The sequence below is a fragment of the Kitasatospora sp. NPDC048365 genome (genome assembly GCF_043200835.1).
In the GTDB taxonomy this organism is placed as follows: domain Bacteria; phylum Actinomycetota; class Actinomycetes; order Streptomycetales; family Streptomycetaceae; genus Kitasatospora; species Kitasatospora terrestris.
In genome coordinates this window covers 45,899-67,855 of record NZ_JBICYJ010000016.1, presented here as the reverse complement: position 1 = coordinate 67,855, position 21,957 = coordinate 45,899, and the positions used below count along the sequence as shown (strand labels likewise).

General features: G+C 73.7%; 26 protein-coding genes. 5 read left to right on the top strand and 21 right to left on the bottom strand.

What is annotated here, in order from left to right; genetic code table 11:
* Window positions 1–149 precede the first annotated feature (149 nt).
* The 16 genes from ACGFX4_RS18290 to ACGFX4_RS18215 form a co-directional block, all read right to left on the bottom strand.
* On the bottom strand, window positions 150–890 hold the full coding sequence (locus ACGFX4_RS18290; protein ID WP_393075049.1) for a VIT1/CCC1 transporter family protein: 741 nt from the start codon (window positions 888–890) through the stop codon (window positions 150–152).
* Between the two features lie 176 nt (window positions 891–1,066).
* Window positions 1,067–1,954 carry a prolipoprotein diacylglyceryl transferase gene (lgt, locus tag ACGFX4_RS18285; protein ID WP_393075046.1) on the bottom strand — a complete coding sequence of 296 codons (888 nt, stop codon included), beginning with the start codon at window positions 1,952–1,954 and terminating at the stop codon, window positions 1,067–1,069.
* A 78-nt stretch (window positions 1,955–2,032) separates the two neighbouring features.
* Window positions 2,033–2,890, bottom strand: coding sequence for a DsbA family protein (locus tag ACGFX4_RS18280; protein ID WP_393075043.1), 858 nt, complete (start codon window positions 2,888–2,890; stop codon window positions 2,033–2,035).
* A 39-nt stretch (window positions 2,891–2,929) separates the two neighbouring features.
* A complete protein-coding gene (locus ACGFX4_RS18275; protein ID WP_393075040.1) occupies window positions 2,930–3,445 on the bottom strand; it encodes a MauE/DoxX family redox-associated membrane protein in 516 nt (171 codons plus the stop codon).
* Window positions 3,446–3,571: 126 nt separating this feature from the next.
* Window positions 3,572–3,835, bottom strand: coding sequence for a hypothetical protein (locus ACGFX4_RS18270; RefSeq protein WP_393075037.1), 264 nt, complete (start codon window positions 3,833–3,835; stop codon window positions 3,572–3,574).
* A 105-nt stretch (window positions 3,836–3,940) separates the two neighbouring features.
* Complete coding sequence (locus ACGFX4_RS18265) at window positions 3,941–5,062, bottom strand: chemotaxis protein (RefSeq protein WP_393075034.1); 1,122 nt, start codon at window positions 5,060–5,062, stop codon at window positions 3,941–3,943.
* A 156-nt stretch (window positions 5,063–5,218) separates the two neighbouring features.
* Window positions 5,219–6,028, bottom strand: a complete 810-nt coding sequence (gene trpA, locus ACGFX4_RS18260) for a tryptophan synthase subunit alpha (RefSeq protein ID WP_393075031.1) — start codon at window positions 6,026–6,028, stop codon at window positions 5,219–5,221.
* A gap of 2 nt (window positions 6,029–6,030) precedes the next feature.
* Complete coding sequence (gene trpB / locus ACGFX4_RS18255; RefSeq protein WP_393075028.1) at window positions 6,031–7,263, bottom strand: tryptophan synthase subunit beta; 1,233 nt, start codon at window positions 7,261–7,263, stop codon at window positions 6,031–6,033.
* 52 nt (window positions 7,264–7,315) lie between these two features.
* Window positions 7,316–7,465 (bottom strand): tryptophan biosynthesis modulator TrpM, encoded by a 150-nt coding sequence (trpM, locus tag ACGFX4_RS18250; RefSeq protein WP_393075025.1) that lies wholly within the window; start codon window positions 7,463–7,465, stop codon window positions 7,316–7,318.
* Window positions 7,466–7,473: 8 nt separating this feature from the next.
* A complete protein-coding gene (trpC, locus tag ACGFX4_RS18245; RefSeq protein WP_393075022.1) occupies window positions 7,474–8,286 on the bottom strand; it encodes an indole-3-glycerol phosphate synthase TrpC in 813 nt (270 codons plus the stop codon).
* Window positions 8,287–8,501: 215 nt separating this feature from the next.
* Window positions 8,502–8,948 (bottom strand): DUF2752 domain-containing protein, encoded by a 447-nt coding sequence (locus tag ACGFX4_RS18240; protein ID WP_393075019.1) that lies wholly within the window; start codon window positions 8,946–8,948, stop codon window positions 8,502–8,504.
* A gap of 89 nt (window positions 8,949–9,037) precedes the next feature.
* Entirely contained in the window at window positions 9,038–9,283 is a 246-nt protein-coding gene (locus ACGFX4_RS18235; protein ID WP_393075016.1) for an HGxxPAAW family protein, read from the bottom strand.
* Between the two features lie 159 nt (window positions 9,284–9,442).
* Window positions 9,443–10,018 carry a TIGR02234 family membrane protein gene (locus tag ACGFX4_RS18230; protein WP_393075013.1) on the bottom strand — a complete coding sequence of 192 codons (576 nt, stop codon included), beginning with the start codon at window positions 10,016–10,018 and terminating at the stop codon, window positions 9,443–9,445.
* A 48-nt stretch (window positions 10,019–10,066) separates the two neighbouring features.
* A complete protein-coding gene (locus ACGFX4_RS18225) occupies window positions 10,067–11,572 on the bottom strand; it encodes an anthranilate synthase component I (protein WP_393075010.1) in 1,506 nt (501 codons plus the stop codon).
* 56 nt (window positions 11,573–11,628) lie between these two features.
* Window positions 11,629–12,003, bottom strand: a complete 375-nt coding sequence (gene hisI, locus ACGFX4_RS18220; RefSeq protein WP_345696564.1) for a phosphoribosyl-AMP cyclohydrolase — start codon at window positions 12,001–12,003, stop codon at window positions 11,629–11,631.
* 60 nt (window positions 12,004–12,063) lie between these two features.
* Window positions 12,064–12,546: a hypothetical protein gene (locus tag ACGFX4_RS18215; protein WP_393075007.1), complete on the bottom strand. Its 483-nt coding sequence runs from the start codon at window positions 12,544–12,546 to the stop codon at window positions 12,064–12,066.
* Window positions 12,547–12,642: 96 nt separating this feature from the next.
* Here ACGFX4_RS18215 and ACGFX4_RS18210 point away from each other — a divergent pair, with 96 nt between their 5' ends.
* The 3 genes from ACGFX4_RS18210 to ACGFX4_RS18200 all read left to right on the top strand — a co-directional run bounded on the left by ACGFX4_RS18210 (window position 12,643) and on the right by ACGFX4_RS18200 (window position 16,876).
* Window positions 12,643–15,942 carry a hypothetical protein gene (locus ACGFX4_RS18210; protein WP_393075005.1) on the top strand — a complete coding sequence of 1,100 codons (3,300 nt, stop codon included), beginning with the start codon at window positions 12,643–12,645 and terminating at the stop codon, window positions 15,940–15,942.
* A 49-nt stretch (window positions 15,943–15,991) separates the two neighbouring features.
* Window positions 15,992–16,300 (top strand): MTH1187 family thiamine-binding protein, encoded by a 309-nt coding sequence (locus ACGFX4_RS18205; protein ID WP_345696566.1) that lies wholly within the window; start codon window positions 15,992–15,994, stop codon window positions 16,298–16,300.
* 69 nt (window positions 16,301–16,369) lie between these two features.
* Entirely contained in the window at window positions 16,370–16,876 is a 507-nt protein-coding gene (locus tag ACGFX4_RS18200) for a hypothetical protein (RefSeq protein ID WP_393075002.1), read from the top strand.
* Window positions 16,877–16,879: 3 nt separating this feature from the next.
* On the opposite strand, the gene ACGFX4_RS18195 is transcribed toward ACGFX4_RS18200, so the two are convergent.
* Window positions 16,880–17,572, bottom strand: coding sequence for an ester cyclase (locus ACGFX4_RS18195; protein WP_393074999.1), 693 nt, complete (start codon window positions 17,570–17,572; stop codon window positions 16,880–16,882).
* Between the two features lie 127 nt (window positions 17,573–17,699).
* Between ACGFX4_RS18195 and ACGFX4_RS18190 the strand changes: the two genes are divergently transcribed.
* Complete coding sequence (locus ACGFX4_RS18190) at window positions 17,700–18,335, top strand: TIGR03085 family metal-binding protein (protein WP_345696569.1); 636 nt, start codon at window positions 17,700–17,702, stop codon at window positions 18,333–18,335.
* A 128-nt stretch (window positions 18,336–18,463) separates the two neighbouring features.
* A complete protein-coding gene (locus ACGFX4_RS18185; RefSeq protein WP_393074996.1) occupies window positions 18,464–19,243 on the top strand; it encodes a VOC family protein in 780 nt (259 codons plus the stop codon).
* A gap of 120 nt (window positions 19,244–19,363) precedes the next feature.
* Here the strand turns inward: ACGFX4_RS18185 and hisF are convergent, their stop codons facing one another.
* The 4 genes from hisF to hisH are packed head-to-tail and all read right to left on the bottom strand — an operon-like array spanning window position 19,364 to window position 21,941.
* Complete coding sequence (gene hisF / locus ACGFX4_RS18180; RefSeq protein WP_393074993.1) at window positions 19,364–20,134, bottom strand: imidazole glycerol phosphate synthase subunit HisF; 771 nt, start codon at window positions 20,132–20,134, stop codon at window positions 19,364–19,366.
* Window positions 20,131–20,565 (bottom strand): RidA family protein, encoded by a 435-nt coding sequence (locus ACGFX4_RS18175; protein ID WP_393074990.1) that lies wholly within the window; start codon window positions 20,563–20,565, stop codon window positions 20,131–20,133. Before ACGFX4_RS18175 ends, hisF begins: the two co-directional genes overlap by 4 nt.
* Complete coding sequence (priA, locus tag ACGFX4_RS18170) at window positions 20,562–21,287, bottom strand: bifunctional 1-(5-phosphoribosyl)-5-((5-phosphoribosylamino)methylideneamino)imidazole-4-carboxamide isomerase/phosphoribosylanthranilate isomerase PriA (protein ID WP_253801871.1); 726 nt, start codon at window positions 21,285–21,287, stop codon at window positions 20,562–20,564. The genes ACGFX4_RS18175 and priA overlap by 4 nt, the downstream gene beginning before the upstream one ends.
* Before the next feature lie 18 nt (window positions 21,288–21,305).
* A complete protein-coding gene (gene hisH / locus ACGFX4_RS18165) occupies window positions 21,306–21,941 on the bottom strand; it encodes an imidazole glycerol phosphate synthase subunit HisH (RefSeq protein ID WP_345696574.1) in 636 nt (211 codons plus the stop codon).
* Between the last annotated feature and the right edge of the window lie 16 nt (window positions 21,942–21,957).

Below are 21,957 nucleotides of genomic sequence, written 5' to 3'. Positions count from 1 at the left end.
CGGGGCCGCACCGACGGATGCGAATCTGCGGGTCCGACGGCCGGATGCTGAGACTAGAACAGGTAGCCAGCCTATCCCATGTGCGGAACATCACGCATACTTCAGCATAACCATGCAATGTTATGTGGCTTCCGACAATCGGTCGCGGGTCAGCCGACGGCCCCGCCGATCAGCATGCCCAGCAGGTAGGTGACCCCCGCCGCGGCCCCGCCCAGCACCAGCTGCCGCAGCCCGCTGAACCACCAGCTGCGCGCCGTCACCCGGGCCACCACCGCGCCGCACAGGAACAGGCCGACCAGCGACACGATCAGCGCCGGCCACAGCGCGGTCGCCCCCAGCAGGTACGGCAGCAGCGGCAGCAGCGCACCCGCGGCGAAGCAGACGAACGAGGAGGCCGCCGCCACCAGCGGCGAGGGCAGGTCGTCCGGGTCCACCCCGAGCTCCTCCCGGGCGTGCACCGCCAGGGTCCGCTCCGGGCTGGAGGAGAGCTGCTTGGCCACCTGGTGGGCCAGCTTCGGCTCCACGCCCTTGTCGATGTAGAGCTGCGCCAGCTCGGCCAGCTCGCCGTGCGGGTTGCGGTGCAGCTCGATCCGCTCCGCCTCGATCTCCGCCTCCACCAGCTCGCGCTGGGAGGCCACCGAGGTGTACTCGCCCGCCGCCATCGAGCAGGCGCCGGCCGCCAGCCCGGCCAGCCCGGTGAGGATCACCGTGGAGCTGGAGACCGCGCCGCCGACCACGCCGGTCATCAGCGCGAAGTTGGAGACCAGGCCGTCCATCGCGCCGAACACGGCCGGTCGCAGCCAGCCCCCGTTGACGTCCCGGTGGTGCCCGGCGGCGGGTATCCGCGGCTGGGTGTTGTCGATCTCCGGCTCCGCGACGATCGTGCTCATATCGTGTACGCACCTTCCTGCTCGAACGTCCCCCCTGGCCGCTCCGGCAGGGCTCCACTCCTTGAACGTAGCCCGTTGACCTGCGACTTTCCAGCAAAGTAAGGCTGTCCGAACACGCGGAAGGCCGCCCTCACCACGCTGGGTGAGGGCGGCCTCAGAAGTGCTGTCGGCCCAGGTCAGGAGGCCTGCTGCTGGTCGCTCTCGGCCATCTCCGCCTCCCGCCGGGCCTCCTCGGTGGCCCGCGGGTCGATCGAATCCGGGTCCTCGCGGCCCGGCTTCGTCCGCGCCGAGATCACCAGGTACGCGACCGCGCCGAGGAAGACCGCGATCGCCACCCAGTCGTTCAGGCGCAGCCCGAAGAAGTGGTGCGCCTCGTCGATCCGCAGCCACTCGGTCCAGAACCGGCCCACCGTGTACGCGGCCACGTACAGCGCGAACGCCCGGCCGTGGCCGAGGGTGAAGCGGCGGTCCGCCCAGATCACCAGCAGCGCCACGCCCACGCACCACAGCGACTCGTACAGGAAGGTCGGGTGGTAGGTGCCGGTGATCACGGTGCCGTCCGGCAGGGTCTTGTGGATCTCCAGGCCCCACGGCAGGGTGGTCGGCCGGCCGTACAGCTCCTGGTTGAACCAGTTGCCCCAGCGGCCGCAGGCCTGGGCCAGCGCGATGCCCGGCGCGATCGCGTCGGCGTAGGCGGGCAGCGGCACGCCGCGACGGCGGCAGCCGATCCAGGCGCCGACCGCGCCGAACGCGATGGCGCCCCAGATGCCGAGGCCGCCCTCCCAGATCTTCAGCGCGTCGATCGGGTGCTTGCCCGGGCCGAAGTACAGCTGGTTGTCGGTGATCACGTGGTAGAGCCGGCCGCCCACCAGGCCGAACGGCACCGCCCAGACGGCGATGTCGCCGACCGTGTGCTTGCCGCCGCCGCGCGCGACCCAGCGCTTGCTGCCGAGCCATACGGCCACGACGACACCGATGATGATGCAGAAGGCGTAGGCGCGAAGCGGAATCGGTCCCAGTTCGAGGACGCCCCGCGACGGGCTCGGGATGTATGCGAGATCCATGGCAGGGTCGACGCTACCGTGTCCCGCCCGGCGCACCGGCACCGGAGCGGGTCACAGCTTGACGTCGGTCTCCCCGGGTCAGGGGGACGGCGGGGTGTTGGACTCGGCGGCCGTCGAGGTGGGCGCCGGGCTCTGCCCGTTCGGACCGGTGGTGCCGAGCGGCTTGCCCGCGTTGGCCTCGTTCACCCACTTCACCAGGTTCTCCGGGGAGATCTGCTCGTCGCCCTTCTTCGGGTAGATCGGGGTGCCGTTGAGCAGCACCGTCGGCGTCGACTTGTAGCTGGACTTGTCGAAGTCCTGCTGCACCGCCGAGACCCAGCCCGCGTACTTGTTGTCGTTGACGCAGGCCTCGAAGGCGGGCGTGTCCAGCCCCGGCACCTGCTTGGACAGGGCGATCAGGGTCTGCTTGTTGCCGAAGGAGTCGTCGGTCTCCTCGGGCTGGTTGCGGTAGAGCACGTCGTGGTAGTCGCGGAAGTGCCCGGCATCCTGCGCGCAGGCCAGGGCGTTGGCGCCGTACTTGGAGCCGTTGCCGCCGAGCGAGCGGTCGATGAACGAGACCACGTGGACGTTGGAGTACAGCTTGCCCTGGTCCTGGAGCTGGTTGATGGTCGGCGAGAAGGTCCGCTCGAAGGTGCCGCAGGCGGGGCAGCGCGGGTCCTCGTACACGGTCAGCACGGACGGCGCGTTCGCCGGGCCGGCCGGGAGGACCAGGCTCTTGTCGCCGATCGCGCCCTGCGGGGCGGCGACCGGGGTCTCCGGCTTGGAGCGCTCGTTCTGCACCACCACACCGGTGACCACGGCGGCCGCGATCACCGCGACCACCACGCCGCCGACGACCAGCTTGCGGTTGCGCCGGGAGCGCGCCTCGTCGGCCGCCCGCTCCTGGATCATCCGCTCGCGGGCGGTGCGCTTGCCTTCTCGGTTCTTCTCACTCATGGGTACGTGTGTCCGGGGTGTTCGAGGGCGGAGAGGTGGTCAGGACGCGAGCCAGGCGTCGGCCGAGAACTTCGTCCGGGGCCGGTAGATCAGCCAGGCGGCGAGCAGCAGGAACCCGGTGTCGCGCAGGATCTCCTGCAGGTACTCGGTCTTGGACTCGTCGACCGCACCGCCGCCGCCGAAGCAGCCGCAGTCGATCGAGATGCCGCGCGCCCACGCGGACGCGATGCCGGAGATGAACGCCAGCAGCAGCACGGCCGAGACGATCGCCACGATCCGCGTCCCCAGGCCCAGCAACAGCAGCAGCGCGAGCGCGAGTTCCAGGAAGGGCAGCCCCCAGCCCACCGGCTTCACCAGGGACTCGGGGAGGATCTCGTACGCCCGCACCGCCTGGGCCGCCTCGGCAGGGTCCGAGATCTTCGCCAGCCCAGCCCAGCCCCACACCACGGCCAGCGCGAGCCGCACCCCCAGGCCGATCCACTCCCCCGCCGAGCCGTCCACCGCCCGGCGCAACGCGCCCTGCGCGCGCGGCCGGACGGTCTGCTGACTGGCCATCGGGCTCCCCCTCGGAAATTCATCGGGCCGTACTCCTGCCTGATGAACCGTAGGGGAAGGCGTGCGGTTCCTCCACATTGGCGAATTAAGCCGTTTGAGTGAGCAAAACCGATCGAATGTCCGAATTCAACGCCCCCGCGCGGCGGCCGCGCAGCGGGACGGCGGTACCATCCCGCCCAGCGGCGGGCGGCCGTCCGACTCCGAACGGCTGGCCCGCACCTCGCCGGCCAGCCGGGTCATCTGGTGGCAGACGTACTCGTCGTGCTGCGCACGCTCCGCGCCCCGCCTGGCCAGCGCGTCCTCCACCGCGGTCTCCGCGCCGAACGCCACCCCCAGCGCCAACGCGGCGGCGGCCGCCCGGGCCAGCACGGAACGGTGCAGGTGCGGCACGGACAGCCCTTTCGCCGACGAACGTTTCACCGACTCAACTGCACCCCCGCGCACGGTGATGCGAACTCCCGCGGGTTTTCACCCGATCGGTTCCGGGCCCGGCGGTCAGAACCGCAGCACGGCGGCGATCCGCCCGTGGTCGGCGAGCCGGTCGTCGGGCAGGAAGACCACCTCGGCGCCGCCGTCCAGGGCGGTCTCCACCACCTCGTCGACGATGTCGGTACGCACGCCCTGCTCCCACGCGGTGGGCGAGGCGGCCTCCCCGTTGACCGGGGCCAGGTGACCGTCCGTCACCTTCACGGTCTGCTGGAAGTGCTCCTCGACCGCGAGCATGTCGACCCGGCCCGCCCGGACGGCCTCCCAGATCTCGTCCAGCCCGGCCGCGAAGGTCTTCCGCCCGCGCGCCTCGTCGAGCGCCTGCTCGATCCGGCGCCGCCGCTCCTCACGGACCTCCTTGGCCGCCGGGGCCACCGCCTCCAGCAGCGCGGCAGCCGGGCCGTCCTGCAGGCCGCCCTTGAGCACCGTCGCGGCCGGGTTCCGGGAGGCCGGGCCGAGCTCGGCCAGCAGGCTCACCGCCTGGGCCAGGCCCACCACGTACAGCGGCCGGGGGTCGGCCTCCAGCACGGCGGCCAGCGAGGCGTCCACGGTCCGCAGGAACTGCCGGGTCTCCTCGTCCATGAAGGTGCTCGGCTTGCCGCCGGTGCGCTCCTCGCGCTGGACGTCCCACTGCACCGGCTCCGGCGCCGCCGGGAAGCCGTCGTCGCGGTGCTGCTCCAGCTCCTGCTCGACGCCGCTCCACAGGGTGGCCCGGTCGGCGGCGAGCGCGAGCACCCAGTACGGGCGGGCCTGGGCGCGGGCCGCGACCAGGTTGCGGGTCAGGAAGGTGTCACTGAGCACCACCCGCTCGGGGACCTCCCGCGGCAGGCTCCACAGCTGGTACTCCGACGGGGTGGCGAAGACCACCAGGCCGTCCCGCGCGTGGCGCAGGTCCGCCTCGTCGGCCGCCCGCTCCAGGTTGGCCAACAGGTCGATCCGGTCCTGCCGGGAGATCTGCGGGTCGCCGTCGACCTTGCTGCCGGCCTCGGCCAGGACATTGCGCAGCCGGACCGGGTCCTGTGCGTTGTCCGGCTCGCGCCGGTGGGTCGGCAGGGTGAGCGAGACCGCCGGGTAGGACCTCGGCTCGCGCAGTCGGCGCAGCACGTCGTCGGTGAGGTCGTCGGCCTGCATGGGCACTCCTTCGTGCTCGGGTTGGTGGAGTTTTCACCGTCGCACGGGCACCGGGACGCCGCAGTTCGAGCAGCACGAGGGCCCGGGGCACCGTCACGACGGTGCCCCGGGCCCTGGTGGGACTGCTTCCTGCCGGGTCGGGCTACTTCTTGCGGACTACTTCTTGCGGACGCCCGCCGCCAGGTCCGCGGCGAGCTCGCGGACCGCCGCCAGACCGGCCTCCTCGTCGCCGTCGGCGTCGAGGATGCGCTGGACGAAGGCGGAGCCGACGATCACGCCGTCGGCGAAGCCGGCGACCTCCGCCGCCTGGGCGGCGTTGGAGACGCCGAGGCCGACGCAGACCGGCAGGTCGGTGGTGGCCCGGGTGCGGGCGACCAGGTCCTCGGCGAGGTTGCCGACCTGGGCCCGGGTGCCGGTGACGCCCATGACGGCGGCCGCGTACACGAAGCCGGAGCCGGCCGCGGTGACCTCCGCCAGACGGGGGTCCTTGCTGCTGGGGGCGACCACGAAGACGGTGTCGAGGCCGTGCTCGCCCGCCGCCTTCCGCCACTCCTCGGACTCCTCGACCGGCAGGTCCGGCAGGATCACGCCGGAGCCGCCCGCGGCGGCCAGGTCGGCGGCGAACCGGGCGACCCCGTAGCGGTCGACCGGGTTCCAGTAGGTCATGACCAGCACCGGCGCGGCGGGGTGCGCGGCGGCCACCTCGGCGACCGTGCGCAGCACGTCCTTGATCCGGACGCCGCCCTTGAGCGCGATGTCGTCGGCGGTCTGGATGGTGGCGCCGTCGAGGACCGGGTCGGAGTGCGGCAGGCCGATCTCGACCACGTCGCAGCCGCCCTCGATCAGGGCGCCGACCGCCCGGATGCCGCCGTCCACGGTGGGGAAGCCGGCCGGCAGGTAGCCGATCAGCGCGGCGCGGCCCTCGGCCTTGGCCGCCGCGAGGGTGTCGGTGAGCTTCGAGGCCATGGTCACTTACCCCCGTTGGCAGCGTCGTAGAGGCCGAAGTACTCGGCGGCGGTGTGCATGTCCTTGTCGCCGCGGCCGGAGAGCGACACCAGGATGGTGGCCTCCGGGCCGAGCTCGCGGCCGAGCTCCAGGGCGCCGGCCAGCGCGTGGGCGCTCTCGATCGCCGGGATGATGCCCTCGGTGCGGGAGAGCAGGCGCAGCGCCTGCATCGCCTGGTCGTCGGTGACCGGTCGGTACTCGGCCCGCCCGGTGTCCTTCAGCCACGCGTGCTCCGGGCCGACGCCCGGGTAGTCCAGACCGGCCGAGATCGAGTGCGACTCGATGGTCTGGCCGTCCTCGTCCTGCAGGACGTAGGTGCGGGAGCCGTGCAGCACGCCCGGGTCGCCCTTGGTCAGGGTGGCGGCGTGCTTCGGGGTCTCGGCGCCCTCGCCGGCCGCCTCGCAGCCGATCAGGCGCACGCCGGCGTCCGGGATGAACTCGTGGAAGATGCCCATCGCGTTGGAGCCGCCGCCGACGCAGGCGACGACCGCGTCGGGGAGCCGGCCGGTGCGGTCCAGCACCTGCCGGCGGGCCTCGACGCCGATCACCCGGTGGAAGTCGCGGACCATCATCGGGAACGGGTGCGGGCCGGCCACCGTGCCGAACAGGTAGTGCGTGGAGTCCACGTTGGCGACCCAGTCGCGGAACGCCTCGTTGATCGCGTCCTTGAGCGTGCGGCTGCCGGACTTCACCGCGACGACCTCGGCGCCCAGCATCCGCATCCGGGCGACGTTCAGCGCCTGGCGCTGGGTGTCGACCTCGCCCATGTAGACGGTGCAGTCGAAGCCGAACAGCGCGCAGGCGGTGGCGGTGGCCACGCCGTGCTGGCCGGCGCCGGTCTCGGCGATGATCCGGGTCTTGCCCATGCGCTTGGTGAGCAGCGCCTGGCCCAGCACGTTGTTGATCTTGTGCGAGCCGGTGTGGTTGAGGTCCTCGCGCTTGAGCAGGACCCGCGCGCCGCCCGCCTCGGCGGAGAAGCGGTGGACGTCGGTCAGCGGGCTGGGCCGGCCGGTGTAGTCCTTGAGCAGGGCGTCGAGCTCGGCGGCGAAGGCCGGGTCGGCCTTGGCCTTCTCGTACTCCTCGGCGACCTGCTCGACGGCGGCGACCAGCGCCTCCGGGATGAAGCGACCGCCGTACGCGCCGAAGTAGCCGCGGGCGTCCGGGACTTGGGTACCCGGAAGGTAGTTCTCGGACATGGAAGAGTCCTAGCTGAAGTGATGGCTGGGCAGGAAAGGGCGATGAGCGGCGTCAGCCGCGCGTCCTGCGCCATCGGCGGCCCGGTACCTGACCGGGCTCACAGCCGATCACGTACCGCACCCGCCGCCCCAGCACCCGGCGTGCGGGCGCGCGGCAGCCGCGCGGGCGGCAGCCGGGGGCGAGACGGGAAGCGAGCGACATGGCCTGGTTCAGCTCCGCCCGGGGTTGCGCAGCGCGGGGTGGGCGCCGGCCGCGACCAGGTCGGCGACGGCCGCCTTCGGGTCCTTGCCGGTCACCAGGGACTCGCCCACCAGCACCGCGTCGGCGCCCTGGTTGGCGTAGGTGATCAGGTCGTGCGGGCCGCGGATGCCGGACTCGGCGACCTTGACGATGTGCGCCGGGATGGCGTCCACCACGTTGCCGAAGGTGTTCCGGTCGACCTCGAGGGTCTTCAGGTTGCGGGCGTTGACCCCGATGATCCGCGCGCCCGCGTCGACCGCGCGGGCGATCTCCTCCTCGTCGTGGACCTCCACCAGCGGGGTGAGCCCGATCGACTCGGCCCGCTCGATCAGCGAGACCAGCGCGGGCTGGTCCAGCGCCGCGACGATCAGCAGCGCGAGGTCGGCGCCGTGCGCGCGGGCCTCCCACAGCTGGTACGCGGTGACGATGAAGTCCTTGCGCAGGAGCGGGGTGTCCACCGCGGCGCGGACCGCGTCGAGGTCGGCGAGCGAGCCGCCGAAGCGGCGCTGCTCGGTGAGCACGCTGATCGCCGCGGCACCGCCGGCCGCGTAGTCCGCGGCTAGGGCGGCCGGGTCGGCGATCGCCGCGAGGGCGCCCTTGGACGGGCTGGAACGCTTGACCTCACAGATCACCCGGACACCGTCGCCACGCAGGGCGGCCACGCCGTCCTTGGCCTCGGGCGCCTTCGCGGCGAGCTCCTTCAGCTCGTCCAGCGAGACCCGGGCCTGTCGCTCGGCGAGGTCCTCACGGACCCCGACGATGATCTCGTCGAGCACACTCACAGGAGGCCCCCATCATGTTGCTGGCCGGCGGCCGGGGCGAGACGGGCTCTCCCCGGTTCCGGCAGACGGTCAAGACCAGGAGGGTGACTCGCACGATCCGGTGAGGATCATGCGTCCGACACCCCCGTTGGCCCTTCGATGGTATCGGTCACAGGGGGCGCGAAGCGCATCCGTCCGGCGCGCGTCTCGCGGAGCGGACCACCCCGGGCGCCGGTTCACACCGCCGGCGGCGCCAGCCCCGCCCCCACCGGCAGGTTGCGGACCACCATGAACAGGCCCAGCACCACCGTCAGCAGCACCGTCTGCCGCAGCCCGATCCGCGCGCCCGGCGCCGTCCCGCCGGTCAGCGCCGCCCACGCCCAGCGCACCCACAGCACCCCGAGCACGATCGCCAGGACCAGCACCAGCAGGTTGTCGTGCCCCGCCGTGGTGAGATCCCCCCTGGTCAGCGCGTGCACGGCGCGCAGTCCGCCGCAGCCCGGGCACCACCAGCCGGTCGCCTGCAGCACCGGGCAGACCGGGTAGTGGCCGGGGGTGTTCGGGTCCACCAGCGCCACGTACGCGGTGGGCACCGCGACCGCGGTCAGCGCGGCGACGGGGCGGACCAGCCGGCGCAGCGCGGAACTCTTCTGGCCCGGGGCCGGGGTGGCGGGAGCGTTCACGCCGACGATTGTGCCCCCGTCCGCGCGTATTTCACCCGGAACGCCGAACGGCGGGCGTGGCGGCCCGCCGTTGCGACTGCGTCGCGTGGTCAGCCCGCGGCGACCGGGGTGCGCTCCTCGGCGACCGGGGCGAAGTGCTTGCTGGGCTGCTTGCCCATGCCGGCGATCGACATCGCCTTGCCCACGACACCGGCGATCACGACGACCGCCATACCCGCCCAGAAGAGCAGGACGTTCGGCATGATCATCGCGACGCCGCTGATGCAAAAGCCGATGAACGAAATGGTGACGCCGGTCCAGGCGGCGGGATTGTGGCCGTGCGCAGCCTTCGACATCTGATGGTGCTCCTTGTTCTCCGGGGCCCTGCCGGGCGGCGGTGAGGCGCTCGGCGGGTTGACGCCTCCCATTGTGCCGGTCCGCCCGCGGCAGGCCCAAGCGGGGGCCCCGGTCCGGGCGGTGAGATCTGCGTCTCGGTTTCGCCGCCCGCGGGGGTCTCAGGTGGTGGTCGGGTCCTCGCCGCGGTCCAGCGCCTTCCACAGGTCGGCCGGGGAGTCGGTGCTCGGCCGGGCCGTCCGGGAGGGCGCCTCGTAGCGGCTGCCCATGGCCGGCCAGTGCGCGCCGAACCGCACCGTGGCCGCGCCCGCCAGTGCCAGCAGCAGCCCGCCGGCCAGCGCCACCCACGGCCACACCGTCCGGGTCACCTCGGCCGCCTGCGCACCGGCCAGTGCCAGCTTGGCCGCCGCCACGGCGTCCAGGCCGGCGGTGTCCCGCGCGCCGATCAGCGCGCCCGCGGCCGCGCCCAGCCCGGCCAGCACGGTCAGCACGCCGACCGCGACCCGCGCCCGGCCGCGCACCGCGAACACCGCGACCGCCGCGGCGAGCGCCACCAGGGCCAGCCCGCCGGGCAGGCCGGTCAGCCGGCTGCCCGGGGCCGCGACCTCCAGCCGCCCGCCGTCGACCCCGGTGACCACCCCTTCCGCCCAGGTCCGCCCCACCGCCGTCAGCACCAGCACGGCACCGGCGACGGTCAGCAGCAGCATCAACGAGAGCGAACGGCGGTTCTGAGTCACCGAACAACTATCGCACCGCGAACGCCGGGCCCCGACAGGGGCCGTGCCCTAGGCGATGGTCGCCGCGGTGGCGACCGCGCGGAGGACCGCCGCGGCCTTGTTGCGGCACTCGGTGTCCTCGGCGTGCGGGTCGGAGTCGGCGACCACGCCCGCGCCCGCCTGGACGTAGGCGGTGCTGTCGCGGATCACGGCCGTGCGGATCGCGATCGCGGTGTCCGAGTCGCCCGCGAAGTCCAGGTACCCGACGCAGCCGCCGTACAGCCCGCGGCGGGTCGGCTCCAGCTCCTCGATGATCTGCATGGCCCGCGGCTTGGGCGCCCCCGAGAGCGTCCCGGCGGGGAAGCACGCGGTGAGCACGTCCAGCGCGCTGCGGCCCGGCGCGACCTTCCCGGTGACCGTGGAGACGATGTGCATCACGTGGCTGTACCGCTCGACCTGCATGAACTCCACCACCTCGACCGAGCCGGGCTCGCAGACCCGCCCGAGGTCGTTGCGGCCCAGGTCGACCAGCATCAGGTGCTCCGCCCGCTCCTTGGGGTCGGCGAGCAGCTCGGCCGCGAGCTCGGCGTCCTCGTGCGGGGTGGCGCCGCGGTGCCGGGTGCCGGCGATCGGGTGCACCATCGCCTCGCCCTCGGCGACCTTCACCAGCGCCTCCGGGCTGGACCCGACCACGTCGAAGCCGCCCTCCGCACCGCCGTCCGGCCCGGGGAAGCGGAACAGGTACATGTACGGGCTGGGGTTGGTCGTGCGCAGCACCCGGTACACGTCCAGGGCCGACGCCGGGCAGGGCGCCTCGAACCGCTGCGAGGGCACCACCTGGAACGCCTCGCCGGCCCGGATCCGCTCCTTCACCACCTCGACCGCCTTGCGGTACGGCTCCCCGCCGAACGGCGAGCGGGCGTCCGCGCCGGTCGGGGTGAAGGTGGCGAGCCCGGGGTCGACCGGCCTGCGCAGGTCGGCCTCCATCGCGTCCAGCCGGGCCACCGCGTCGGCGTACGCGTCCTCGACGCCGGTCGCCAGGTCGTTGTGGTTGACCGCGTTGGCGATCAGGGTGACCGTCCCGTCGACGTGGTCCAGCACCGCCAGGTCGGTCGCCAGCAGCAGCGTCAGCTCCGGCAGTTTCAGGTCGTCCGGCGTCAGCTGGGGCAGCTTCTCCAGCCGCCGCACCACGTCGTAGCCCAGGTAGCCGACCAGGCCGCCGGTCAGCGGCGGCAGCCCGTCGTCGGTGTGCCGCGGCGTGTGCAGCGCCTCCAGCGTCGCGCGCAGCACCTCCAGCGGGTCGCCGGTCCGCGGGATGCCGACCGGCGGCTCGCCCAGCCAGCGGGCCCCGCCCTGCTCGTCGACGGTCAGCACGGCGCCGCTGCGCACCCCGACGAAGGAGTAGCGGGACCAGCTGCGTCCCTGCTCGGCGGACTCCAGCAGGAAGGTGCCGGGCCGCTCGGCGGCGAGCGAGCGGTAGACGCCGATCGGGGTGAGGCCGTCCGCGAGGAGGCGGCGGGTCACCGGGATGACCCGGGTGTCTGCGGCGAGCGTACGGAAGGCGGCGAGGTCCATGGCGGGCGGCACCGTTCGGTCGGTCGGACAGTGGGGATCGGACAGGTGGAGCAAGGTTAGCGAGCGGCCGTCAGGACGTCGGCGTCGAAGCACGTCCGGTCGCCGGTGTGGCAGGCGGCGCCGACCTGGTCGACCTGGACCAGCAGGGTGTCGCCGTCGCAGTCCAGCGCCACGCTCTTCACGTGCTGGACGTGACCCGAGGTGTCGCCCTTCACCCAGTACTCGCTGCGGCTGCGGCTCCAGTACGTGCAGCGGCCGGTGGTCAGGGTGCGGTGCAGCGCCTCGTCGTCCATCCAGCCGAGCATCAACACCTCGCCGGTGTCGTACTGCTGGGCGACGGCGGGCAGCAGGCCGTCCTCGGTGCGCTTGAGGCGGGCCGCGATCGCCGGGTCGAGGGACGTGGAACCGGGGGCGGCGGGAGAGCTGGACATGCCGTCATTCTCGCAGGCCCCACGCCTCCGACGACGCGCCTTCCCAACCGGCGGACACCGCTACGGACGCGGACGCGGGCTCTCGCAGCCGTCCGGCCACACCACCTGGACGTACAGCCCGGCCTGCTGCGCCGCCCCGACCACCCGCGCCGGTTCGCTGCCGGGTTCGCCGTCCCACACCGCGATCAGCTCCTCGACCATGCCGACCAGCGCCCGGCAGGTGTCGTCCCCCAGCCCGCCGACCTCCTCGGCCGCCAGCCGGTGCACCGCGTTCGCCTCGTTGAGCAGCCGCTGCCGGGTGCGCGAACACCCCTCGCCGCCGAACGCCCCGACCCGCCCGGCACTCGCCGAGACGATCGCCTCGACCTTGCCGCCGTGGTCCAGCACCGCCTGCGCGAACCACGTCTCCGGCCCCTCGGCCAGGCAGCCGACACCGACCAGGTCGTACGCACCGTACGACGTGACGAGCCGCCAGAGCTCACCCCGGACGAGCATCTCGGAGATCTCGGAGAGCCCCTCGTGCCCGACGATTCCGACCCGCATGAAATTCGACCCTTCGAACCGGGTCGTGCCGCCCGACAGCGTACTACCGCGAAAACCCGGTGCGATCGACGCGGCACGTCGGCAGAATCGCCGCCGATGCCACGACTCACCGCCGACCGGCTGCTCGCCGACGTCGACCCGCTGTCCCATCCGCTCCGCCTGCGCACGGTGGCCCGCACCGCCGCCGCCCTCGACCCCGGCGCACGCGCACCCCTGCTGGCGGAGCTCGCCGCCCACGGCCCGTACGGCCGCCGCCTCGCCGCCCTGGCCGCCTTCGCCGGCCGGGACACCGCCTGGCTGACCGAGCACCTCACCGACCCCGACCGCGTGGTCCGCCGCTACGCCCACCGCGCGATCCGGGCCCTGCCCGTCCCCGACGAGGCGGTCGCCCGGGCCGTCCTGACGGCCGGCCCGGCGATCCGGGACGAACTGGTCCGCACCGTGCTGCGGGCCCGCCGCGCCGAGCTGGCCGAACGGCTGCTGCCCGCGCTGCGCGAGCGCTGGGGCGCGGCCGCCGCCGCACCGCTGCTGCCGCTCTGCCCGCCCGCCGTGGTGGCCCGCGAACTGCCCGTCCTGGCCCACGCGTTCACCTTCACCACCACCCTCGGCCGGCGTCATCCGGACGCCGTCCTCGACCTCGCCGCGCAGGAGCTCGCCGAGCTGCCGTTCACGCTGCGCCCGACGTACTGGGAGTGGCACGCCCCCGGCCTGGCCGCGGCGGCCGGGCAGCGGCCGCTGCGGGCACTGGAGCTGCTGGAACGCCACCCGCCGAGGTCCTTCCCCGGCCCGCTGCGCGACCGGCTGCCGGACCTCGCCGCCGTCGACGCCGACCGCACCGTCCGGCTGCTGCTCACCGTTCCGCACGACCGGCACGTCCCGCCGATGCGGCCCGCGCTGGTCCGCGCGCTGAGCGCGACCGACCTCACCGGGCGGGCCCGGCTGGGACGGCGCAACAGTGCGGACCTCCTGGCCCTGCTGCGCGCCCTGCCCGCCGAGCAGCGCGCCGGCCTCCTCGACCTGGTGGCCGCCCTTCCGGGGGACTACCGGTACTGGGACCGGTCCGACGTCCTCGCCACCCTGCCCCCGGCCGAGCGGTGGGCGCGGGCCCGGGCCCTGCTCGCCGAGGAGCCGGGCGAACGCCACTGGCTGGCCCTGCTGCCGACCGAGGAGGCCAGGCCCCGGCTGCTGGAACCGACCCACGCCCCCGACCCCGAGGAGCGCGGCTACGCCTGGTTGCTGGTGGTGTCCCAGGCCGCCCACTCCGGTGACCCGGCGACGGTCACCGAGGCGCTGGAACTGCTCGGGCAGCTGCGCAACGAGCAGGACCCGGTCCGGAACGACGCCCTGCGAGGCCTCGGTGCGATCCCGGTCCGACTGCTCGAACCCGCCGCCGCCGGCCCGCTCGACCGGATCACCGACGACGCCCTCGCCGCCCGCGACTGCTCGCCGGGCACCCGGATCGGGCTGGGCCGGTTCGTCCTCGCCGTGCTGGGAGCGCCCGACGCCGTCCCGGAGATCACCGACTGGGCGGCCCGGACCTTCGCCCGGCTCCGCCCCGCCGCACTGCCGCTGCCGCCGCTGGCCCTGCCGCCGGGCCCGGCCGACGCCCTGGTGGAGCGGCTCCGCCCGGCCCTGGAACGCTCCGCCGCGACCCCGGACGCCGAGCTGCTGCTGGCCGTCGCCGACGCCCTCGGCGCCCGCACCCGGCGTTCCCCCGTCCTCCTCGCCCTGCTCGAAGGCGTGCTACGCACGGGCGGCGACGCGGCGTTCGACCGGGCCGCCGGGCACCTGCTGGCCGACCCGGCCGGCCGCGCCGACCGGGTGGAAGCGGTCCTGGCACTGGAACCGAGCGCCGCCACCCGACCGGCCGTCCAGGCCGTCCTGACTCGGCACCGCACCGACCTGCTGGACGCACTGCTCACCCCCGCCGGGCCCGGCGCCCGCTTCGCCCCCGCCCGGCCCGACACCACCGCCGCCGACCGCTGGACACCGGCCCAGCACCGGGCGGCCGCCGACCTGCTCGCCGCGGGCCTCGCCGACCCGGACCGCCCGCTCGACGAACGCGCCGCCCTGCTCGCCGCGGCCGCCCCGCTGCCCACCGTCGGCCTCGACCTGCTGCACCGGTACGCGGGCTCCCCCGACACCGTCCTCGCCGAAGCGGCGCTGGCCGCCCTGCCCTGGACGGAGCACCCCGCCGACACCCTGCCCGCGCTGCTCGCCCACGCCGGGGACGACCGTGCCCGGGTCGCCCTGGCCGCGGCCGGCCGGGCCGCCCGGTACGCGGCGGCCGACCTCCTCGCACCCGCGCTGCACCGGATCGCCGTCGACCCGGCCGCCAAGGTGACCAGCCGCAAGCAGGCCGTCCGGCTGGCCGCCGACCGGCTGCCCGTCCCCGAGGGCGCGGCCCTGCTGCGGGCCGCCCACCGGATGCCCGGCCAGCACCCCGACGTCCGGCGCGCCGTGATCACCGCGGCCCTCGCCCGGCTCGCCGACCTCGCGCTCTGGGACGTCCTCACCGAGGCAGCCGACGGCCCGTCCTGGCAGCGCACCCCGCTGCTCGGCGCGGTCCGCCCGCACGAGCTGCCCGCCGCCGACCGACCGCGGTTCGCGGCCCTGCTCGCCCGGCTGCTGACCGACCCCGACCACCACGACGTCGCCGACCCGGCCCGACGGGAGTTCACCGGCTGGGTCCGCCACGCCCCCGAGGCGGTGGCCGCGCTCGCCGCCCCCGTCACCGCGCTCGGCCTGCGCGAGGGCTGGCGGGCCGCCGCCGGCGCGCTCGCCACGGTCGCCCACAGCGACGCCCCGCACCCGCTCGGCGGCTGCGCGCCCGGCAGCGTCCTCGCCGACACCCTGGCCGCCCTGGTCGCCGCCGTCCGGTCCGGTGAACCCGCACGGCCCGGGCGGGACCAGCCGGCCCGCCAGCGGATCGAGACCCTCGCCCAGTCCTGGTACAGCTTCAACGCGCCGGCCGTCACCCAGAGCGCCACCCGCTGGGCACTCGGCCTGCTGCTCGCCGACGAGCCGTCCCTGCTGCCGACGGCCGTGCCCGTGCTGGTCACCGCGATCAGCCCGGACGCCCCGGACGCCGGCGGGCGACTCCTCCACCTCGCCCGGCTGCTGAGGGACCGTCCGGTCCTCGCCGCGACCGCCGCCGAGCACCTGCGCCGCCGCTCCCAGGTCACGGCGCCCACCGGGGCGGCGCTCGCCACCGCCCGGCTGCTCCGCACGGACGGCGGAACGGCCGCGGGCCTCTTCGCCGTCACCGTGGTCGCCGGCGGCGGCCGGTCCGGCGGCTGGTCCGAGGACTGGCGGAACGAACTGGCCGCGCTCCGCAGCCACCCGCGGCCCGACGTCCGCGACGCCGCCCTCGCCGTCTTCACCGACCCGGAGTGACGGGTCGTAAGGTGGCCGGGTCGACCCTCGGGAGTGAAGGAGTACCAGGATGATCGTCGCGTTCTCGGTGACGCCGCTGGGGATCGGGGAGGACGTCGGTGAGGCGGTGGCCGCCGCCGTGAAGGTGGTGCGGGCGAGTGGGCTGCCGAACCGGACGGACGCCATGTTCACCAGCGTCGAGGGCGAGTGGGACGAGGTGATGCCGGTGGTGCGGGCCGCGATCGAGGCGGTGAAGGCGTACAGCAACCGGGTCTCCACCGTGATCAAGATCGACGACCGGGTGGGGGTGACCGGCGGCCTGACCGCCAAGGTCGCGTCGGTGGAGCGGCACCTCGCCGCCCTCGACGACGGGCAGTAGCGCCGAACCCCTGACGCCGCCCCGGCTCTGCGGTCACAATGGGCAGCCGCTGGAACTGAGGGGGTCGGGGTGGGCAAGCGACGGATCTGGGCCGTGGTGGCCGCCGTGCTGGTGCTGGTGGTCGGCGTGGCCGTCCTGCTGTGGCCGGACGGGAAGAAGAAGCAGGCCCTGCCCCCGCCGCCGAGCGCCTCCCCCAGCCCCTCGCCGAGCCCGTCCCGGGTGCTGCCGTACCCGTACTTCACACCGGGCACCTGCTTCGACCACCCGCAGCTCAGCGAGGCGATCACGCGCGCCGAGGCGCGCCCGTGCGAGCAGACCCACGACGGCGAGGCGATCGCCAACGTGGTCCTGCCCGACGGGCTCACCAACGACGCCCTGATCGGCCGCACCCTGCGCGAGCTGTGCAAGGCCCCGCTGGCCGAGTGGGAGCAGCGCCAGGGCGGCGGCGGCCCCTACTACGGCTTCCCGATCGGCCCGTACCTGGACTTCTACAAGCAGGGCATGCACGAGGCCACCTGCACGATGACCGTCAGCAACCAGCAGCACGGCCGGAAGCTGACCGGGCACCTGAAGTAGCCGCTACATCTTGATCAGGCCGAGCTGGCGCAGCATGCCGGCGTTGTCCCACTGCCACCAGGACTCGGCCAGCATGCCGTCTTTGAACCGCATCATGGTGGTGCCGGTCACCTCGACCACCTTGTCGGTGGCCGGCAGGCCCATGAACTCGCCGGTGTGCTTGCCGCGCAGCGACCAGCGACAGCAGACCTGGTCGCCCTCGGCCATCATGTCCTCGACGTTCATGGTGAAGTCGAAGGCTCCGCGCCACATCTCCATCTGGCGTTTGAGGTCCTCGCGGCTCTGGCTCTGCATCGGGGCACCCGGGTCGTGGTCGTGGTAGTCGGCGGCGACGAAGCTGTCGATCATCACGTCGTCGGGGCCGTTGGCGACGGCGAAGAACCGCATCGCGAGCTCCTTGTTGAGCTGCTCGTCGCGGACCACGTCGAGGTTGGTGAAGGTGGGCGGTTCGTCGCAGAGCGCGACCATCTCGCGGAAGATCCGGTCGGTCTCCGGCAGGTCCGAGTTGCGCATCGCCTCTTCGTAGGAGGGGAACTCGACGATCTCGACCACGTGCCGCATGTTGTCGCGGTCCGTGCCGACGATCGAGTGGGTGGCGGTCCGCCGGCCCTGGGTCTGCTCCACCCAGGTGTCCATCAGGCTGTTGAGGGCGTCGACCTGGTCGGTCCTGCACTCGACGATCTGGACGAACGTCATGGCACTCTCCATGGGCCCCCTCGGACTCGACCGTCCGCCGGCCCGTGCCCAGCCGTGCCTCCACGATCCTCCGCCGACGGCGGACCTTCAAGACCGGGCGTCCGGGGGCGGTTCTATGGTTGGCGCCATGACATTTGCGCGGGGTGAGCGGGAGCGACTGGCCGGGCTGCTGGAAGCGGCGGGGCCGGACGCCGGGACGCTGTGTGCGGGGTGGACGACCAGGGACATGGCGGCCCACCTGGTGCTGCGGGAGCGGCGGATGGACGCCGCCGCCGGGATCCAGGTGAAGGCGCTGGCCGGGTGGACGCAGCGGGTGCAGGACGGCTACGCCGCCCGCCCCTACGAGGAACTGGTGCGGACCTTCCGGTCGGGGCCGCCGACGGTCTCGCTGTTCGCCCTCCCGGGCGCGGACGAGGCGGCCAACCTGATCGAGTACTTCGTCCACGCCGAGGACGTCCGCCGGGCGGGCGACGACCCGTCGCCCGCGGAGCCGGACCCGCGGCTCGCGGACGCGCTGTGGAAGCGGCTGCCGATGGTCGTCCGGTTCGGCGCCGGCGCCAAGCCGCCGGTCCGGCTGACCCTGGCCCGCCCGGACGGCCGCACCGCCACGGTGGGCCCGAAGGACGGCCCGACGGTCACCGTCACCGGCGAGCCCGGCGAGCTGGTGCTGTTCGCGTACGGGCGCGGAGCCCGCGCGGCGGTGGTCGCGGACGGCGCACCGGAGGCGGTGGCGGCGCTCGCCCGGGTGCTCCCGCTCCCCTGATCCGCCCGGTCCCGCCGAGTTGTCAGTGGGGTGTGCCAGCCTGACGATGGCTCGGGAACGTGCCGTACGTCACAGCGCCGACGGACGGTCATCCCGGCATGTCCACAGCCGTCCGAAGGAGTACGCGCATGGTGACCACCGACTACACCAAGGGTTCCGTCTGCTGGATCGACCTCGGCAGCCCCGACACCGCGGCGGCCGCCGCCTTCTACGAGGCGACGTTCGGCTGGAGCCTGCAGTCGGCCGGTCCGGACGCCGGCGGCTACGGCTTCTTCCAGCAGGACGGCGACACCGTCGCGGCGATCGGCCCGCTCACCGAGGAGGGCGCGAAGTCCGGCTGGACGGTCTACTTCTCGACCCCGGACGCCGCCGCCACGGCCAAGGGCGTCGAGCAGGGCGGCGGCGTGGTCCGCGTCCCCCCGATGGACGTGATGGCCGCCGGCTCGATGGGCCAGTTCACCGACCCGGCGGGCGGGCAGTTCGCCGTCTGGCAGCCGGGCGAGACCAAGGGCCTCGACGCGGTGGGCGAGGACAACACCTTCGTCTGGGCGGAGCTGCACACCGACGACCAGAAGGCGACCGTCGGCTTCTACCAGTCGCTGTTCGACTGGCGGGCCGGCGACCCGGGGATCCCGGGCGTCGAGTACACGGTGCTGATGACGGAGAGCGGCGGTGACGACCCGGCGGCCGCGTTCGGCGGGGTCGCCGGCGTGCACCCGGGGATGGACGCCGGCTGGCTGGTGTACTTCGCCGTCGCCGACACCGACGCGACGGTCGCCGCGGCGACGGCCGCGGGCGGCACGGTGGTCATGCCCGCGGACGACGTCCCGACGGTCGGCCGGATCGCGATCGTGGCCGACCCCTTCGGCGCCACGTTCGCGCTGCTCAAGCCCGAGCCGAGGCAGTAGATCAACCACAACAGGGGCTCGTGGGGGTACCTCCCGGCCGAAGGCTGGGGGAGAACTGCGACGCCGACCACGGGGCTGGCCTCGCAGTTCCCCGAGCCCCTGAAAACGATGCCCTGCAGGCTAGCGGACCGGGTGCCCGGTGTTCCTCAGTTCGTCCTTGACCTGGCCGATCGTCAGGTCGCCGAAGTGGAAGACGCTGGCGGCCAGCACCGCGTCCGCGCCGGCGTCGACCGCGGGGGCGAAGTCGGCGAGCTTGCCGGCGCCGCCGGAGGCGATGACGGGGATGGAGACGGCCTTGCGGGCGGCCCGGATCATCTCCAGGTCGTAGCCGTCCTTGGTGCCGTCGGCGTCCATCGAGTTGAGCAGGATCTCGCCGGCGCCGAGCTCCGCGGCCCGCGCGGCCCACTCGATCGCGTCGAGCCCGGTGCCCTGCCGTCCTCCGTGCGTGGTGACCTCGAAGCCGGACGGCGTGACGGTGCCCTCGGGGCAGCGGCGGGCGTCGACGGAGAGCACCAGCACCTGCCGGCCGAACCGCTCCGCGATCTCCCGGATGAGGTCGGGCCGGGTGATCGCGGCGGTGTTGACGCCGACCTTGTCGGCGCCGGCCCGCAGCAGCTTGTTGACGTCGTCGACGGTCCGCACGCCGCCGCCGACGGTGAGCGGGATGAAGACCTGCTCGGCGGTCCGCCGGACCACGTCGTAGGTGGTCTCCCGGTCGCCGGACGAGGCGGTGATGTCGAGGAAGGTCAACTCGTCGGCGCCCTGGGCGTCGTAGAGCTTGGCGAGCTCGACGGGGTCGCCGGCGTCGCGGAGGTTCTGGAAGTTGACGCCCTTGACGACCCGCCCGGCGTCGACGTCCAGGCAGGGGATGACACGTACGGCAAGAGTCACGGCTGGTTGCTGCCTTCCAGGCTGTTCGCGAGACCGGGGCGGTGGGCGTCGACCTCGACCTCCACCATCATCCGGGAGTCGATCAGGCCTTCGACCACGACCAGGGTGGTGGCCGGCCGGACCGCGTCGAAGAGTTTCTTGTGCGCCCGGCCGACCTCGTCGGAGTCGCGGACGTGGGTGATGTACATCCGGGTGCGGACCACGTCCGCCTCGGTCAGCCCGTAGTGGGCGAGGGCCTTGAGGGCCAGGCCGAAGGCGGCGACGGTCTGCTCGTACGGGTCGCCCTCGCCGTGGATCAGGCCGTTGTCGAACGCGGTGCAGCCCGAGACGAGGACGAAGTCCCCGGCTGCCACCGCCCGGGAGAACCCGTACACGTCCTCCCAGGGGGAGAAACCGGAGACGCGGGCGGTGACAGCGGGGGAATCGGTCATCGGGACACAGCCTCCAGGGCCTCTTCGAGAGTGAACTTCTGCTCGTAGAGGGCCTTGCCCACGATCGAGCCCTCGACACCCTCCGGAACCAGGGTGGCGATGGCCCGCAGGTCGTCCAGGGACGACACGCCGCCGGAGGCGACAACGGGCTTGTCGGTGGCGGCGCAGACGTTGCGCAGCAGCTCCAGGTTGGGGCCGGTCAGGGTGCCGTCGCGGTTGACGTCGGTGACGACGTAGCGGGCGCAGCCCTCGGAGTCCAGGCGGGCGAGGACCTCGTAGAGGTCGCCGCCGTCGCGGGTCCAGCCGCGGCCGCGCAGGGTGGTGCCGACCACGTCGAGGCCGACGGCGATCTTGTCGCCGTGCTCGGCGATGACCTTGGCGACCCACTCGGGGGTCTCCAGGGCGGCGGTGCCGAGGTTGACCCGGGTGCAGCCGGTGGCGAGGGCGGCGGCCAGCGAGGCGTCGTCGCGGATGCCGCCGGACAGCTCGACCTTGATGTCGAGGCGGCCGGTGACCTCGGCGAGCAGCTCGCGGTTGGAGCCGGTGCCGAAGGCGGCGTCCAGGTCGACCAGGTGGAGCCACTCGGCGCCGGCGTTCTGCCAGGCGAGGGCGGCGGCCAGCGGCTCGCCGAAGGAGGTCTCGGTGCCGGAGGCGCCCTTGACCAGGCGGACGGCCTGGCCGTCGCGGACGTCGACGGCGGGGAGGAGTTCGAGGCGGGACACGATCAGGTGCTCCAGGCGTCAGAGGGTGTTGACCCAGTTGGTCAGCAGGGCGGCGCCGGCGTCGCCGGACTTCTCGGGGTGGAACTGGGTGGCCCAGAGCGGGCCGTTCTCCACGGCGGCGACGAACGGCTGCCCGTGGGTGGCCCAGGTGACCAGCGGCGCGTTGATCCGCGCGCTGTGCACCTCCAGCTCCCAGGTGCGCACGCCGTAGGAGTGGACGAAGTAGAACCGGGTGTCGGCGTCCATCCCGGCGAACATCCGGCTGCCCTCGGGGGCGTCCACGGTGTTCCAGCCCATGTGCGGGACGATCGGGGCGTCCAGCGGCTCGACGGTGCCGGGCCACTCGTCGCAGCCGGCGGTCTCGACGCCGTGCTCGACGCCCTTCTCGAAGAGGATCTGCATGCCGACGCAGATGCCCATCACGGGGCGGCCGCCGGAGAGCCGGCGGCCGATGATCCAGTCCCCGCGGACCTCCTTGAGGCCGCGCATGCAGGCCTCGAAGGCGCCGACGCCGGGGACGAGCAGCCCGTCGGCGTTCATCGCGGCGTCGAAGTCGGAGGTGACGGTGACGTCGGCGCCGGTGCGTTCGACCGCTCGCTGCGCCGATCGGAGGTTGCCGGACCCGTAGTCCAGCACCACGACGTTCTTGCCCATCGGTTTCCTGTCTCCG